The 14572-nt window shown below is 67.4% G+C and carries 14 protein-coding genes, 1 tRNA gene and 1 pseudogene; 9 read left to right on the forward strand and 7 right to left on the reverse strand.

Annotation, left to right across the window (positions count from 1 at the left end):
- Positions 1-143: 143 nt before the first annotated feature.
- Positions 144-890 (reverse strand): SDR family oxidoreductase, encoded by a 747-nt coding sequence (locus A9X05_RS17975; RefSeq protein ID WP_067778866.1) that lies wholly within the window; start codon positions 888-890, stop codon positions 144-146.
- 84 nt (positions 891-974) lie between these two features.
- Between A9X05_RS17975 and A9X05_RS17980 the strand changes: the two genes are divergently transcribed.
- The 3 genes and pseudogenes from A9X05_RS17980 (at position 975) to A9X05_RS17990 (ending at position 2146) form a co-directional block, all read left to right on the forward strand.
- Positions 975-1472, forward strand: coding sequence for a DUF402 domain-containing protein (locus A9X05_RS17980; RefSeq protein ID WP_067778862.1), 498 nt, complete (start codon positions 975-977; stop codon positions 1470-1472).
- A pseudogene (locus A9X05_RS17985) lies at positions 1400-1669 on the forward strand (ATP-dependent DNA ligase); the annotation flags it as partial. The gene A9X05_RS17980 and the pseudogene A9X05_RS17985, both read left to right, overlap by 73 nt.
- A gap of 60 nt (positions 1670-1729) precedes the next feature.
- Positions 1730-2146 (forward strand): hypothetical protein, encoded by a 417-nt coding sequence (locus tag A9X05_RS17990; protein ID WP_067783136.1) that lies wholly within the window; start codon positions 1730-1732, stop codon positions 2144-2146.
- A 70-nt stretch (positions 2147-2216) separates the two neighbouring features.
- Here A9X05_RS17990 and A9X05_RS17995 read toward each other — a convergent pair whose 3' ends face one another.
- From A9X05_RS17995 to polA, 4 genes are all read right to left on the reverse strand, one after another.
- Positions 2217-3182 (reverse strand): DUF2889 domain-containing protein, encoded by a 966-nt coding sequence (locus tag A9X05_RS17995; protein WP_067783139.1) that lies wholly within the window; start codon positions 3180-3182, stop codon positions 2217-2219.
- A gap of 6 nt (positions 3183-3188) precedes the next feature.
- A complete protein-coding gene (coaE, locus tag A9X05_RS18000) occupies positions 3189-4403 on the reverse strand; it encodes a dephospho-CoA kinase (protein ID WP_067783142.1) in 1215 nt (404 codons plus the stop codon).
- Positions 4404-4416: 13 nt separating this feature from the next.
- Positions 4417-5859: a 30S ribosomal protein S1 gene (rpsA, locus tag A9X05_RS18005; RefSeq protein WP_067752406.1), complete on the reverse strand. Its 1443-nt coding sequence runs from the start codon at positions 5857-5859 to the stop codon at positions 4417-4419.
- 161 nt (positions 5860-6020) lie between these two features.
- Positions 6021-8681, reverse strand: coding sequence for a DNA polymerase I (gene polA / locus A9X05_RS18010; RefSeq protein WP_197499113.1), 2661 nt, complete (start codon positions 8679-8681; stop codon positions 6021-6023).
- Positions 8682-8827: 146 nt separating this feature from the next.
- Between polA and A9X05_RS18015 the strand changes: the two genes are divergently transcribed.
- Complete coding sequence (locus A9X05_RS18015; protein ID WP_067783147.1) at positions 8828-9271, forward strand: Zn-ribbon domain-containing OB-fold protein; 444 nt, start codon at positions 8828-8830, stop codon at positions 9269-9271.
- On the forward strand, positions 9268-10467 hold the full coding sequence (locus tag A9X05_RS18020; RefSeq protein ID WP_067752413.1) for a lipid-transfer protein: 1200 nt from the start codon (positions 9268-9270) through the stop codon (positions 10465-10467). Before A9X05_RS18015 ends, A9X05_RS18020 begins: the two co-directional genes overlap by 4 nt.
- A gap of 82 nt (positions 10468-10549) precedes the next feature.
- Here the strand turns inward: A9X05_RS18020 and A9X05_RS18025 are convergent, their stop codons facing one another.
- Positions 10550-11164, reverse strand: coding sequence for an ANTAR domain-containing response regulator (locus tag A9X05_RS18025; protein WP_197498707.1), 615 nt, complete (start codon positions 11162-11164; stop codon positions 10550-10552).
- A gap of 114 nt (positions 11165-11278) precedes the next feature.
- Here A9X05_RS18025 and A9X05_RS18030 point away from each other — a divergent pair.
- A tRNA-Leu gene (locus A9X05_RS18030) sits at positions 11279-11355 on the forward strand.
- Positions 11356-11781: 426 nt separating this feature from the next.
- On the opposite strand, the gene A9X05_RS31165 is transcribed toward A9X05_RS18030, so the two are convergent.
- A complete protein-coding gene (locus tag A9X05_RS31165) occupies positions 11782-11934 on the reverse strand; it encodes a hypothetical protein (RefSeq protein WP_156670042.1) in 153 nt (50 codons plus the stop codon).
- A gap of 262 nt (positions 11935-12196) precedes the next feature.
- Between A9X05_RS31165 and A9X05_RS18035 the strand changes: the two genes are divergently transcribed.
- From A9X05_RS18035 to A9X05_RS18045, 3 genes are all read left to right on the forward strand, one after another.
- Positions 12197-13537 carry an adenylate/guanylate cyclase domain-containing protein gene (locus tag A9X05_RS18035; protein ID WP_067783148.1) on the forward strand — a complete coding sequence of 447 codons (1341 nt, stop codon included), beginning with the start codon at positions 12197-12199 and terminating at the stop codon, positions 13535-13537.
- A gap of 28 nt (positions 13538-13565) precedes the next feature.
- Entirely contained in the window at positions 13566-14162 is a 597-nt protein-coding gene (locus A9X05_RS18040; RefSeq protein ID WP_156736811.1) for an HdeD family acid-resistance protein, read from the forward strand.
- Positions 14163-14250: 88 nt separating this feature from the next.
- The coding region (locus A9X05_RS18045) for a cytochrome ubiquinol oxidase subunit I (protein WP_197499112.1) at positions 14251-14572 on the forward strand (322 nt) is incomplete at its 3' end.

A 14572-nucleotide genomic window follows, 5' to 3' on the forward strand; every position in this document is an offset into this window, starting at 1 on the left:
ATTCGCTGCTGTCCCAGGACCGGTTCTGGCAGCACACGCCGAAGGTGTGGCTGCTGGACATGGGCATGCTGGCGGCGTTGTCGCTCTTCTACGCCGGCTTCGTGCGGTGGAGAATCCGCTTACGCCGATAGGCCGGCGCGGCCCTAGATTTGCTCCGCACCGCCGTCGACGAAGATCTCGCTGCCGGTCATGAAGCTGCTCTCGTCCGACGCGAGGAAAAGCACCGCCGCGGCGACCTCCTCGGGCCTGCCCAGGCGGCCCATCGGCACCTTGGCCGCCTCGCCTTCTCGCAACTCCTGCTCCCGCCCGGCCGGCGCCAGCCCCAAAAGCCCCGGCGTCTCGACCGGTCCGGGAACGATGGTGTTGACCCGGATCCCGCGGCCCACGAGTTCGGCGGCCCAGGTCCGCCCGAACGAGCGGATCGCCGCCTTGGTCGCCGCGTACACGCTGAACGCGGGGGTGCCGTTGTAGGCGGCGGTCGAGCCGGTCAGCACGATCGACGACCCGCGGTTGAGCAGCGGCAGCATGGCTTGCACGGTGAACAGCGTGCCGCCCACGTTGGTCATGAACGTGGACGTGAAGTGTTCGACCGAAATGTCGCCCAGTGCCGCGAATTCTCCGCCGCCCGCGTTGGCGAAGAGCACGTCGAGGCCCGCTCCGCGGGAGGCGACGACGTCGGCGACGGCGGCCACGTCGTCAAGGTTGGCCACGTCAGCGCGGACGCCCGTCGCCCGTTCACCGATCGAGGCCACGGCGGCGTCGATGGTCTGCTGGTTGCGCCCGGTCAGGATGACGTGGGCGCCCGCGTCGGCCAGCCGCTGCGCGGCCGCCAGCCCGATGCCCGAATTCCCGCCGGTGACCAGGGCTGTCTTTCCGCTGAGGTCGCTCATTGTGACTAGAGTAGGTGCATCCATCCGCCCAAGCACGAGACGTTCGACCTGATCGCCCGCACCAACACCGATCCCAAGGGCATCGTGCGGGACGTGGACGACTATGCGGTTCACCCGTGGGGCCTCTACGTGGCCCGGCCCACCCCCGGCCGCGCCCAGTTCCATTACCTCGAATCCTGGCTGCTGCCCTCGCTCGGCTTGCGCGCCACCGTCTTTCACTTCAACCCGGGCCACGAGCGCGATCACGACTACTACCTCGACGTGGGCGAATACACGCCGGGGCCCGAGGTGTGGCGTTCGGAGGACCACTACCTCGACATCGAAGTCCGCACCGGCGACGGCGCGGACCTGGCCGACGTCGACGAGCTGCTGGACGCCGTCCGGCACGGCCTGTTGACCCCGGAGGTCGCCGAGCTGGCGGTGCGGCGCGCCGTGGACGCCGTTGCGGGGTTGGCCCGCAACGGCTATGACCTCTCCCGCTGGTTGGTCGGCCATGGGATGGAGCTGACGTGGCGCCAGACGTGGCCGCGCTGCCCGACGAACCGGTGCCCGACTGGCGATCCCCCACGCTGGCGACCCTGACCGACAGGCGGTTCTCCGATCCGCGCTGGATCTTCGAGCGCAAGTTCGACGGGATGCGCTGTCTGGCGTTCCGCGACGGCGACCGGGTGCGGATGTTGTCGCGAAACCGACAGCCGCTCAACGGAACCTACCCGGAACTCGTCGATGCGCTTGCCGCCCAGCGCGCGACGCGCTTCGTGGTCGACGGCGAGGTGGTGCGGGAGAGCGGCGCCTGAGCGCTTGGTCCCCCGATTGCGCTGGGCGTAATGTCAGCGACTATGAGCTGCACCGGTAGCAGGCTCCTGCCGATCACCGCGGTGACCCTCATCGCCGTTGGCTCCCAGCTGAGCCTGGCGACCGCGCGGGCGGACCTGCACAACATCACCTATCGCGCCCGGATCGATGCGCTGACGACCGGGAGCCAGGCCACGTTCGTCATCAACGGCGGCCAGACCAACACCACCAACCTGCCGTCCATGCCGGGCAACGTGTTCGAGGCCAACACGGTCCTGCCCGATCCCCAGCAGGCCGGGATGCGGATAGTGCTGCATTTCCCCTACGCGGCGAACGTGCACTGCGAAATCGACGTCGACGACGCGGTTTTCACCCAGGCCGACCAATTCGTCAAACCGGCGCCCGGAAACTCCGACCCCAACAGCGGGGCGCTGCAGTGCGGCGGACCGCTACCCGCCTGAGTTCGATTCGCCGACTCCACGCGGGATCCCGCGGACCTTCAGGACATCGAACACCAGATCGTCGACCTGCTCACCGGCTGTCCATCAGCGCCTGCAGATCGGCGATCGAGCGCAACGTGTCGTTGAGGTGGGTGCAGGTGCTGGTGCCGACGAATTCGCCGCGGACGCGGTCGCGCAACTCGGCGAGAGTCATACCGCGGATGCGGGACGCGCTACCGATCGCTCCGGGGCATTCCTGCCACGGCAACACTCGCACCTCGGCGTTCACCCCGGTGATGACGCGCGTCGAGGTGTCGATCGTGCCGGCGACCGTGTACTCGTGCACGATCGTCTCCACCAGGTCGTCGTCCACGTGAGAGTCGCGGAAGTGGGAATGGAAGCGCGCCGACCCGGAGTCGCTGTCCGCCAGATCCAGCCGCCGGTACCTGCGCATCCCGCGCGCTCGGAGCGGTTCCACTTCGTGTAGTCCGCTCAGCGGCGGCGCCACCGGACCGCGGCCCGTCGGGATGACATCGTGCCGCCGGGTGAATGCGATCAGCGACGCGTCCGGTGCGAAACCTGCGCAGATCCCGGCCATTCGGTCGGCGATGCCCAGTGGCATCTTCTCTTCGACGCCCTCGACGATCGCCGCGTATTGGGCGGCGTATCCGGACACGAGCGCCGCACCGACCCAGTCGTCGAGCAACAGATTCAGCAGGCTGGCCCGCACTACTTCCTCAGGGAACAGCCGGCCGACCGTCGCCCGAAATCCCGCGCCGACACGACAGCCCAGCAAGGCGTCCAGACCGGCGGGCGCGGTGATGTCGTCGACGACTTGATCGGTGAGGTGCGCCCTCACTCGGACCTCGCCGAGGATCTCGACACGTCCGTCCTCGGCGCCGACCACGTCACGCGCCCGCAGGTCCGCCACGGAGCCGCGCACCCCATCCGGATGGGTGTCGATCGTGCTGGTGCGTCGCCGCACGCCCGCCAGCGACTGTGGCCCGCCGTCCACGAAGGGCCGCCGCGGGCCGAGGATGTCGTCGACGAACGGCATGGTGGCTCAGGGCTTCCAGTCAGTCGCGTCGGCCCATTCCCAGGCCTGCCGGTAGGCGTCACGAAACCACGGTTCTTTGGCGGTGATGTAGCGCACGATATCGCCATCGGCGCTCGCCGCGGCGTCCCGTTTGACCCGCGAATACTGCTCGCGCACATCGGCATTGGCATTGAGCCAGTCGACGAAGAGCAGCGCGAATTGCTGATTGGGCCAGCCCGCCACGCGGATGTGTACGTTGGTCGGCCGCCCCGGATCCGCCGATGCATGAATCCGCTTGTGCCACAACGCGGCGTCGTTGCTGTGGTCGAATCCCGGCGCGGTGCTGCGGGCATCGTTCTTGGCGGCGTCTTGGGTGATGTGTTCCAGGCGCGGATAACCCACCGACAACAACGGTTCGGCGAGTTCGTCGGCGAGCGCCAAGGATTCGACGGTGATCTGCACGTCGATGACGTCCTTGGCGGGCAGATCCGGCACGGCGGTCGAACCGATGTGGTCCACCCGGATCGCCCGGTGGCCGCACGCGGTCTTCAGCCGGTTGACGATGCGGCGGGCCTGATCCGGCCAGGCCGGGTCGGGCGGCACCAAGCGCGCCGCCGCCCGCGCGGCCTCGCGCCGGCTTAGGTTGTGCGCGAACGGCAGTATCCGGTTGTTCCACACGTCGTGGGCCCGCTGCACCAGGTCGTCCGGGCTGCCGGAGTTGTCCACCCAGACGTCGGCGACGGCGCGGCGCTGCTCGTCGCTGGCCTGCGCGGCGATCCTCGCGCGGGCGTCGGATTCGGGCATGCCGCGCTGGTCGACCAGCCGTCGCAGCCGCACCTCGACGTCGGCGTACACGATGACGACGAGTGGGAACAACGGCGCCATTCCCGATTCCACCAGCAGCGGAATGTCCTCGACCACAACCGAATCCGCGGGCACCGAGGCGATGATCTCGGCGCGTCGCTTGCCGACCAGCGGGTGGACGATGCCGTTCAGCCTTTGCCGCGCCTCGTCGTCGGCGAAGGCCTTGGCGGCCAACGCGGGACGATCCAGCGATCCGTCGGGTAGCAGGATGTCGTCACCGAACGCCTCGACCAGCGCCGCCAGGCCCTCGGTGCCCGGCTCGACCACCTCGCGCGCGATGACGTCGCCGTCGACGATGACCGCACCGCACTTAGCGAAGGTGGCCGACAGGGCCGACTTGCCGGCGCCGATGCCGCCGGTCAACCCGATGCGCAGCATGCCTGAACGCTAATCAGGCGTTGCCGGCGAGCTTCTCCCGCAGAGCGGCCAATTGGGCGTCGCTGGCCAGCGAGCCGCCGGCCGCCTTCTCGGACGGCGCGCCGTTGCCCGACGACTGCTCGGCACCGTGCCCGGCGGCCTCGGCCGCGGCGAACTTCTCCATCTGCGCGGTGTGCATCTTGTGCCGGCGCTCGGCCTCGGCGTAGCGGGCCTCCCACTCGGCGCGCTGCTTCTCGAAGCCCTCGAGCCATTCGTTGGTGTCGGCGTCGAAGCCCTCGGGGAAGATGTAATTGCCCTGCTCGTCGTAGCTGTCGGCCATGCCGTACTTCGCCGGGTCGAACTCTTCGGTGTAGTCCTCGTTGGCCTGCTTGAGCGACAACGAGATCCGGCGCCGCTCCAGGTCGATGTCGATGACCTTGACCATGGCGTCGTCGCCGACGGCGACCACCTGGTCGGGCACCTCGACGTGGCGCTCGGCCAGCTCGGAGATGTGCACCAGGCCCTCGATGCCCTCCTCGACGCGGACGAACGCGCCGAACGGAACCAGCTTGGTGACCTTGCCGGGCACGATCTGGCCGATGGCGTGCGTGCGGGCGAAGTGCCGCCACGGGTCTTCCTGAGTGGCCTTGAGCGACAACGAAACCCGCTCGCGGTCCATGTCGACGTCGAGCACCTCGACGGTGACCTCGTCGCCCACCTGGACGACCTCGGACGGGTGGTCGATGTGCTTCCAGGACAACTCGGAGACGTGCACCAGGCCGTCCACCCCGCCGAGGTCGACGAAGGCGCCGAAGTTGACGATGGAGGAGACGACACCCTTGCGGATGGCGCCCTTCTGCAGCTGGTTGAGGAACTCGCTGCGCACCTCCGACTGGGTCTGCTCCAGCCACGCCCGGCGCGAGAGCACCACGTTGTTGCGGTTCTTGTCCAGCTCGATGATCTTGGCCTCGATCTCCTTGCCGATGTACGGCTGCAGATCGCGGACCCGGCGCATCTCGACCAGCGACGCGGGCAGGAAGCCGCGCAGGCCGATGTCGAGGATCAGGCCACCCTTGACCACCTCGATGACGGTGCCCTTGACGGCCTCGTCCTTCTCCTTGAGCGCCTCGATGGTGCCCCAGGCGCGCTCGTATTGCGCGCGCTTCTTGGACAGGATCAGGCGGCCCTCTTTGTCCTCCTTGGTGAGGACCAGGGCCTCGACCTCGTCACCGACGGAAACGACCTCACTGGGGTCGACATCGTGCTTGATCGAGAGCTCGCGGGCGGGGATGACGCCCTCGGTCTTGTAGCCGATGTCGAGGAGCACCTCGTCCCGGTCCACTTTGACGATCGTCCCCTCGACGATGTCGCCATCGTTGAAGTACTTGATCGTTTTGTCTATTGCGGCAAGAAAGTCCTCGCTGGAACCGATGTCGTTGACGGCTACTTGGGGCGAGGTGACGGTGGGACTCGGCATGTGGTGGGTTGCTCCGGACAGGTTGGGTCGTAGGGACAAATCTGGGATTTACCTGTTTAGGCTACTCGACTGCGTACACGCTGGCCAAACCCGGGCGCCCCAGCCTATGCGTTTCTGACCAGAACATGTCGTGTCGGCGAAATTCCGGGGCCGCGATTTCGCTAATGCGCGGCCGCGTCCCACGAGCGGCCGTAACCCACCGAAACCTCCAAGGGCACGTCGAGCGGATAGGCGCCGCCCATCTTCTCGCGGGCCAGGGCCTCGACGTTCTCCCGCTCGCCGGGCGCGATTTCGAACAGGAGTTCGTCGTGCACCTGCAGCAGCATGCGGGACTTCAGCCCGGCCTCTTTGATCGCCCTGTCGACCTCGATCATCGCCACCTTGATGATGTCTGCGGCGCTGCCCTGGATAGGGGCGTTCAGCGCGGCCCGCTCGGCGGCCTCCCGCACCTGGCGGTTGCTGCTGTCCAGCTCGGGCAGGTACCGGCGGCGGCCCAGCACCGTCGAGGTGTAACCGTCCTTGCGGGCCTGCTCCACGACGTTCATCAGATAGTCGCGCACGCCGCCGAACCGGGCGAAGTAGGCGTCCATCTGCTCCTTGGCCTCCTCGGTGGAGATCTTCAGCTGCTGCGACAGCCCATACGCGCTCAACCCGTAGGCAAGCCCGTACGACATCGCCTTGACCCGGCGGCGCAGCTCGGAGGTGACCTCCTCGATCGGCACCCCGAACGCCCGCGAGGCGACGAACGAATGCAGGTCCTCCCCCGTGTTGAAGGCCTCGATGAGGCCCTCGTCCCGCGAGAGGTGCGCCATGATCCGCATCTCGATCTGGCTGTAGTCGGCGGTCATCAGCTCGCTGTAGCCGTCGCCCACCACGAACGCGTCCCGGATCCGCCGGCCGGCTTCGGTGCGGATCGGAATGTTCTGCAGGTTCGGCTCGGTCGACGACAGCCGGCCCGTCGCCGCGATGGTCTGGTTGAACGTCGTGTGGATGCGCCCGTCGGAGGCCACGGAATTCAGCAACCCGTCCACCGTCACCTTCAGGCGGGTGGCGTCGCGGTGCGTCAGAAGGTGTTGCAGGAACGGGTGTCCGGTCTTGTCGAACAGTGACTGCAGGGCGTCGGCGTCGGTGGTGTAGCCCGTCTTGGTGCGCTTGGTCTTCGGCATCTCCAGCTCGTCGAAGAGCACCGCCTGTAACTGCTTCGGCGAACCCAGGTTGATCTGCTTGCCGATCACCGCGTAGGCCGCTTCGGCGGCGTCGCGGATCTGGTGGGCGAAATCGCTCTGCAGGGCGCCCAGCAGATCCAAATCGACTGCGATGCCGGTGTGTTCCATCCCGGCCAGCACCCGCTGCACCGGCAGTTCCATGCCGCCCAACAGCGAAGTGGAGTTGATGCGGGCCAGCTCCTCGTCGAGCGCGTCGGCCAGGTCCAGCACCGCCACGGCCCGCAGGATCAGGGTCTGCACCGCCTGGTCGTCCGTCCCCTCGGGATCGTCGAGCAGCGAAAGCTGTTGCTGCTCAGCGGTTTCCGCGCGCAGCTCGCGACGCAGGTAGCGCAGGGACAGGTCCTCGAGGGAGAAGCTGCGCTGCCCGGGACGCACCAGGTAGGCGGCCAGCGCGGTATCGGAGGTCACGCCGGCCAGCGTCCAGCCCCGGCCGGCGAGGTCGTGCATCGCCAGCTTTGCCTCGTGCAGCGCCTTGGGCGGACCCGGATCGGCCAGCCAGGACGCCAGCGCCGCCTCGTCGTCGGGATCCAGGGCGGAGGTGTCGATGTAGCGGCCCTCGCCATCGGCGGACACGATGGCCAGCGCGGTGGCGTCGGCGTCGTAGGCCAAGTGGGTGCCGACGACCGCCAGGCCGAACCGCTTGCCCGAGCTGTGCTCGGCCAGCCACACGGCCAGCTCGCCGGGCTGCAGCGCCCCGCCGCGCACGTCGAATCCCGCGTCGACCTCGGGCTCGACGGCGGCCAGCGTGTCGAACAGCCGGTCGCGCAAGACCCGGAACTCCAAGTCGTCGAACAGGCGGTGAATCTGGTCGCGATCCCACGGCAGCATGCGCAGCGTGTCCGGGGTCTGCGCCAGCGGCACGTCCTTGACCAGGTCGGTGAGCTCGCGGTTGCGGATCACGCCGGCGAGGTTGGCCCGCAGCGCGTCGCCGACCTTGCCGCGCACCGATTCGACGTTGTCCACCAGCCCCTGCAGCGAGCCGTATTCGGCGATCCACTTGGACGCGGTCTTCTCCCCCACGCCCGGGATGCCGGGCAGGTTGTCGCTGGGATCGCCACGCAGGGCCGCGAAGTCCGGGTATTGCGTGGGGGTCAACCCGTATTTTTCGACGACCGCCTCCGGCGTGAACCGAGTGAGCTCGCTGACGCCCTTGCGCGGGTAGAGCACGGTCACGTCGTCGCTGACCAGCTGCAGGGAGTCCCGGTCGCCGGTGACCACCAGGACGCGGAAGCCCTCGTTCTCGGCCTGGGTGGCCAGCGTCGCGATCAGGTCGTCGGCCTCGAACCCGGGCTCGGCCAGCACGGTGATGCCCAGCGCGTTCAGCACTTCCTTGGTGATGTCGATCTGGCCGTGAAACTCGTCGGGCGTCGACGAGCGGTTCGCCTTGTATTCGGGGTACCGCTCGGAGCGGAACGTCTGACGGGACACGTCGAACGCCGCGGCGACGTGCGTGGGGGCCTCGTCGCGCAGCAGGTTGATCAGCATCGCCGTGAAGCCGTAGACCGCGTTGGTGGTCAGGCCGCCGCGGGTCTTGAAGTTCTCGGCGGGCAGCGCGTAGAACGCCCGAAACGCCAGCGAATTGCCGTCGAGCAACATCAGTGTCGGCTTGGTTTGTTCCTCGGTCTTCTGAGCGGGCGGAGCGGGCACGGCTATCACTCTAGGCACCCCGACCGACGAGCCAGGCGCTGCCGCAGAACTGCAACACGTTTCAGTTTTGTGTTGGGCCTGGGTAGTCTGGCCGAGTGTCAGAGGTCACCAGCCAAGAACCCGCGATCGACGGATGGTTCGCCACCGACGAAGGCGGCCACCCGCACCTGATCGGCGGCAAATGCCCGGAGTGCGGCACCTACGTCTTCCCGCCACGGGAGAACAACTGCCCCAACCCCTGCTGCGCCAGCGACACGCTGGAGGCCGTCGCGTTGTCGACGCGGGGCAAGTTGTGGAGCTACACGGAGAACCGGTATCCGCCGCCGCCGCCCTACCCCGCCCCGGATCCCTTCGAGCCCTTCGCCATTGCCGCCGTGGAGCTGGCTGAGGAAGGGCTGATCGTGCTGGGCAAGGTGGTCGAGGGCACGCTGGCCGCCGATTTGAAGGTCGGCATGGAGATGGAGCTGACCACGATGCCGCTGTTCACCGACGACGACGGCGTGCAGCGCATCGTGCACGCGTGGAGGATCGCCTCATGAGCCCTGAACCGCTCTACATCCTGGGCGCCGGCATGCACCCCTGGGGCAAGTGGGGCCGCGACTTCACCGAATACGGGGTCGTCGCCGCCAGGGCCGCGCTGGCCGAGGCCGGCCTGGACTGGCGGCAGATCCAGTTGGTCGCCGGCGCGGACACCATCCGCAACGGTTACCCGGGCTTCATCGCGGGGTCGACGTTCGCCCAGAAGCTCGGCTGGAACGGTGTCCCGGTCAGCTCGAGCTACGCCGCGTGCGCCAGCGGCTCGCAGGCACTGCAGAGTGCGCGCGCCCAGATCCTGGCCGGCTTCTGCGACGTCGCGCTGGTCATCGGCGCCGACACCACGCCCAAGGGCGCGTTCGCCCCGGTCGGCGGGGAACGCAAGAACGACCCGGACTGGCAGCGGTTCCACCTGATCGGCGCGATGAACCCGGTGTACTTTGCGCTGCTGGCCCGCCGGCGGATGGACCTCTACGGCGCGACGGCCGAGGACTTCGCCCAAGTGAAGGTCAAGAACTCCCGCCACGGCCTGCAGAACCCGAATGCCCGCTACCGCAAGGAGGCTTCGGCCGACGACGTGTTCGCCAGCCCGGTGGTGGCCGACCCGCTGCGGCAGCTCGACATCTGCGCCACCTCCGACGGCGCAGCGGCCCTGATCGTGGCCAGCGCCGAATTCGCCCGCAAGCACCTCGGCTCGCTCGACGGCGTCCCTTCGGTACGCGCCGTCAGCACGGTCACCCCGCGTTACCCCCAACACCTACCCGAATTGCCCGACATCGCAACGGATTCCACCGCTGCCGTGCCCGCGCCGGACCGGGTGTTCAAGGATCAGATCCTCGATGCGGCCTACGCCGAGGCGGGCATCGGGCCCGAGGACGTCAGCCTGGCCGAGGTCTACGACCTGTCCACCGCGCTCGAGCTCGACTGGTACGAGCACCTCGGGCTCTGCCCCAAGGGTGAGGCCGAGGCGCTGTTGCGCAGCGGCGCCACGACGATCGGCGGCAAGGTCCCGGTCAACCCCTCGGGCGGACTGGCCTGCTTCGGCGAGGCCATCCCCGCGCAGGCCATCGCCCAGGTCTGCGAGCTGACTTGGCAGCTGCGCGGCCAGGCGACCGGCCGGCAGGTGGAGAACGCGACGGTGGGCATCACCGCGAACCAGGGCCTGTTCGGCCACGGCTCCTCGGTGATCGTCGCGCGCTGACGGCGCATCGACGGCGAATGTGCAACGGCGGCGGCCTCATTCGGCATGTCGTCGCCCTGAGCGCGCGCTCGACGGCCCGGCGCTACTCGTCGTCGGTGTCCAGCGTTTCCAGGACGACTTCGGCGACCCGCTTCATGGTGGTCCGCCGGTCCATCGCGGCGCGCTGAATCCACTTGAACGCCTCTGGCTCGGTCATGCCCTGCTTGGTCTGCAGTAGCCCCTTGGCGCGCTCGACGAGCTTGCGGGTCTCCAGCCGCTCGGACAGCGTCGCCACTTCGCGCTCCAGCTCACTGATTTCGGCGAAGCGGCTCACGGCCAGCTCGATGGCCGGAATCAGGTCGCTGATCGTGAAGGGCTTGACCAGGTAGGCCATCGCGCCGGCGTCGCGGGCGCGTTCGACCAAGTCCCGCTGGCTGAATGCGGTCAGGACCACGATCGGGGCGATGCGCTTGCTGGCGATCTCCGACGCCGCGTCGATCCCGTCGCGGCGCGGCATCTTGACGTCCATGATCACCAGGTCGGGCCGATGGCGCTCGGCCAACTCGACGGCTTCCTGGCCGTCGCCGGCCTCCCCGACGATCTCGTAACCCTCCTCTCGCAGCATCTCGGCGAGGTCCAGTCGGATGAGCGCTTCGTCCTCGGCGATCAGGACCCGGCGCGGCACAGCGGCGTCGGTGTCGGTCGTGGGGCCTGTCATGACGGACATTGTGTCGTGAACGCCTCGAACCAGCGACCTCGGGGGCGGTGAGACGGGGCCCGGCACCAAATCCTTTATGGTGGGAGGCTGCCTCTAACGTATGAGGCCGGGTAAGCCCTCGTATCCCAACTGGCAGAGGAAACGGACTCAAAACCCGTCCAGTGTGGGTTCGAATCCCACCGAGGGCACCACGAACCGCAGGGACTGGCGACCGACGATTCCCCGGGCGCGCACCGACGGCGCGGGGCCCCACACCGATCCCCTCGGCGTGATCCCGCCCCAGCCATCCGCGCCTCGTGGCAAACCGCTCGGGGCCGATGTGGGCTTCTCCGATACCGATGTTGCGCCTCCGCGGCGGGCAGCAAGCCTCCGGCTTGGGAAACGCGCGAAATGCGTGCCAAAGGTATGGAATAAGGCCGAATTGAATACCGCGCACAATTTAGTGTGGACATTGCGTTCAACGGCGGCGCGGGGGCTCATGTTGAATTCATATTATTTTGCTAACCGGCGGCTCACCCCGCCGAAACATAATTAACAACGGCCCCCATCGACCCCTCGCGTGGGCGCCGCTCAGCGACCTCGGGCGAGCCGGGCGCCGGTACGGAGTGGCCGCCGCGTTAGCGGCTGATGCACACCTGTTCCTCGGAGTGCACCACGTTGACCTGCATCGGATCATTCTGCATGGAGTCGGTGGCCACCCGCAACAGCGAGGCCGCGCCGCCGCACCCCACCCCGCATGCGGGAGTTGCCGCAGCGGTGCACGCAAGCATTAGCGCGATCCCAATCCTGCTGCGCAGACTTGCCATCCCGCACCCCCGCATTAGAGGAACATATGACCCACATCACAGCCCGACATATGTTTAATAACACGCCAGAAAATTTTGTAAAACCCTCCAGCCGGAAAATTCTTTTTACAATTTTTTTCCGGTCATGCTGACGCCACCCATCGGTCGGCACCCGGTGCGGCGCCGGAGCCCCAATTCGCCGGCCGACGGGCCGACAAACCCGAGCTCAGCGGGTTACAGTTTGAACGTGGCGGCTAGGAAGTGCGGTGCCCCACCGATGTCAGTTGGCGAGCCGAGACGCCCGGACTGCGTGGCCGCGGTGCGGGCGCAGACCCGCGACCGCAACCAGCACTACGTCGCCAGCGCCGCGCGCCGCGCCCGGATCCTGACCATCACCGCATGGCTGGCCGTCCTGGTGAGCGTGAGCTTCGTCCTGGTGCAGATCCTGGGCGGATCCTGGCTGTGGCAGGTGAGCTCGATCAACGTCCTCGGCGCCATGGTCTTCGCGATGGTCCCGTGGCTGCAGCGCTTCGGCGAACTCGTCGCCCCGCTCACGTTTTTGGGCGCGGCCTACGTGTCGGTCTTCGCCAGCTGCGTCGACGTCGGCACCGGGTCGGGCGCTCAGTTCTTCTTCCTGGTCGGCGCCTGCATCGTCGTGCTCCTGCTGGGAATCGAGCACATCGTCTTGGCGTCCGCACTGGCGGCCGTCGCCGCGGGCCTGATCATCGCCGTCGAGTTCCTGATCCCCCGCGACACCGGCTTGCAGCCCGCGTGGGCCCAGTCGGCCGGTTTCGTCATCACCGCGATCTCGAGCGTTGTGATGGTCGTCGTGACGGTGTGGTTCGCCCTGCGCGACACCGCCCGCGCCGAGGCCGTGATGGAGGCCCAGTACGAGCGCTCCGAAGCGCTGCTGGCCAACATGCTGCCGGCCAGCATCGCCGAGCGGCTCAAGGAGCCGGACCGCAGCGTCATCGCCGACAAGTACGACGTTGCCTCCGTCCTGTTCGCCGACATCGTCGGATTCACCGAACGGGCCAGTGCCACGGCCCCGGCCGACCTGGTGCGCTTCCTCGACCGCCTCTACGGCGCCTTCGACGCGCTGGTGGACAAGCACGGGCTCGAGAAGATCAAAGTCAGCGGGGACTCCTACATGGTGGTCAGCGGGGTGCCGCGCGCCCGCCCCGATCACGCGCAGGCGCTCGCGGACTTCGCCCTCGACATGGCCAACGCCGCCGCCGGACTGAAGGATCCGCACGGCAACGAGGTCCCGCTGCGGGTGGGCATGGCGTGCGGGCCCGTGGTCGCCGGCGTCGTGGGTTCTCGCCGCTTCTTTTATGACGTGTGGGGGGACGCCGTCAACGTCGCGTCTCGGATGGAGACCACCGACTCGGTCGGCCGAATTCAGGTGCCCGAAGCCATGTACGAGCGTCTCAAGGATGAGTTCGTCTTGCAGGAGCGCGGCCACATCGACGTCAAAGGCAAAGGCGTCATGCGCACCTGGTATCTGATCGGGCGCAAGGCGGCCGGCGAATCCGGCGAGGAAAACAGCGACCTGCTGGCCGCGGATTCGCGCACCGCCCACGTGTAGCCGAAGTGCCCTATACCAGGGGCGGCGTTTGTGTCACACTGCGGCCATGCAAACCACACCCGGACCTCACCCTGCTCCAAGTCTGTTGCCGCATCTGTGGAAATCGGCCCTGTTATCGGGAATCCTGTCGCTGGCGCTCGGCGTGTTGGTGTTGGCGTGGCCGGGAAAGACGATCCTGGTCGCCGCGGTCGCCTTCGGAATCTATCTGTTGATCAGCGGCGTCGCCCAGGTGTTCTTCGCGTTCACCCTGCACGTCTCGGCGGGCAGCCGGATTCTGCTTTTCATCAGCGGCGCCGCGTCACTCATCTTGGCGCTGTTGGCTTTTCGCCATTTCGGTCAGGGTTACGCAATCCTGTTGCTGGCCATCTGGATTGGCATCGGATTCATCTTCCGCGGCGTCGGCACGACGGTGTCGGCGATCCAGGACCCGCTGCTTCCGGGGCGGGGATGGTCGATCTTCATCGGGGTGATCAGCCTGCTTGCGGGCATTGTCGTGCTGGCGTCGCCGCTCGAATCGATTGTCACGCTGGCGCTCGTGGTCGGGGTGTGGTTCGTCGTCATCGGCGTCTTCGAGATCGTCTCGTCCTTCGGCATCCGCAAGGCTTCCAAGACACTGACCTCATGACGGCGGCTCTCGCTAGCGCCGGCCCTGACCCTTCTACTACACTTCGTAGTAGCCGTGCCCACGGCTCCGCTGTTTCGGGAGATGACAGATGAATGTCGTCGATATTTCACGGTGGCAGTTCGGTATCACGACCGTCTACCACTTCATCTTCGTGCCGCTCACGATCGGCCTGGCGCCGCTGCTCGCTGTCATGCAGACGGTGTGGGTGGTCACCGACAACGTCGCGTGGTACCGCCTCACCAAGTTCTTCGGCAAGTTGTTCCTGATCAACTTCGCCATCGGCGTGGCGACGGGGATCGTTCAGGAGTTCCAATTCGGGATGAACTGGTCGGAGTATTCGCGGTTCGTCGGCGACATCTTCGGCGCGCCCCTGGCCATGGAGGGGTTGTTCGCGTTCTTCTTCGAGTCCA

Origin of the sequence: Mycobacterium sp. E3298, from assembly GCF_001666895.1 — a bacterium.
In the GTDB taxonomy this organism is placed as follows: domain Bacteria; phylum Actinomycetota; class Actinomycetes; order Mycobacteriales; family Mycobacteriaceae; genus Mycobacterium.

Bases quoted from the DNA above. Each gene is read 5' to 3' on its own strand.
- A9X05_RS17975 (WP_067778866.1), bottom strand. From the start codon at position 890: ATGAGCGACCTCAGCGGAAAGACAGCCCTGGTCACCGGCGGGAATTCG.
- A9X05_RS17990 (WP_067783136.1), top strand. From the start codon at position 1,730: ATGAGCTGCACCGGTAGCAGGCTCCTGCCGATCACCGCGGTGACCCTC.
- A9X05_RS17995 (WP_067783139.1), bottom strand. From the start codon at position 3,182: ATGCCGTTCGTCGACGACATCCTCGGCCCGCGGCGGCCCTTCGTGGAC.
- coaE (WP_067783142.1), bottom strand. From the start codon at position 4,403: ATGCTGCGCATCGGGTTGACCGGCGGCATCGGCGCCGGCAAGTCGGCC.
- rpsA (WP_067752406.1), bottom strand. From the start codon at position 5,859: ATGCCGAGTCCCACCGTCACCTCGCCCCAAGTAGCCGTCAACGACATC.
- polA (WP_197499113.1), bottom strand. From the start codon at position 8,681: ATGTTGCTCGACGGCAATTCGCTGGCGTTTCGGGCGTTCTACGCGCTG.
- A9X05_RS18020 (WP_067752413.1), top strand. From the start codon at position 9,268: ATGAGCCCTGAACCGCTCTACATCCTGGGCGCCGGCATGCACCCCTGG.
- A9X05_RS18025 (WP_197498707.1), bottom strand. From the start codon at position 11,164: ATGACAGGCCCCACGACCGACACCGACGCCGCTGTGCCGCGCCGGGTC.
- A9X05_RS31165 (WP_156670042.1), bottom strand. From the start codon at position 11,934: ATGCTTGCGTGCACCGCTGCGGCAACTCCCGCATGCGGGGTGGGGTGC.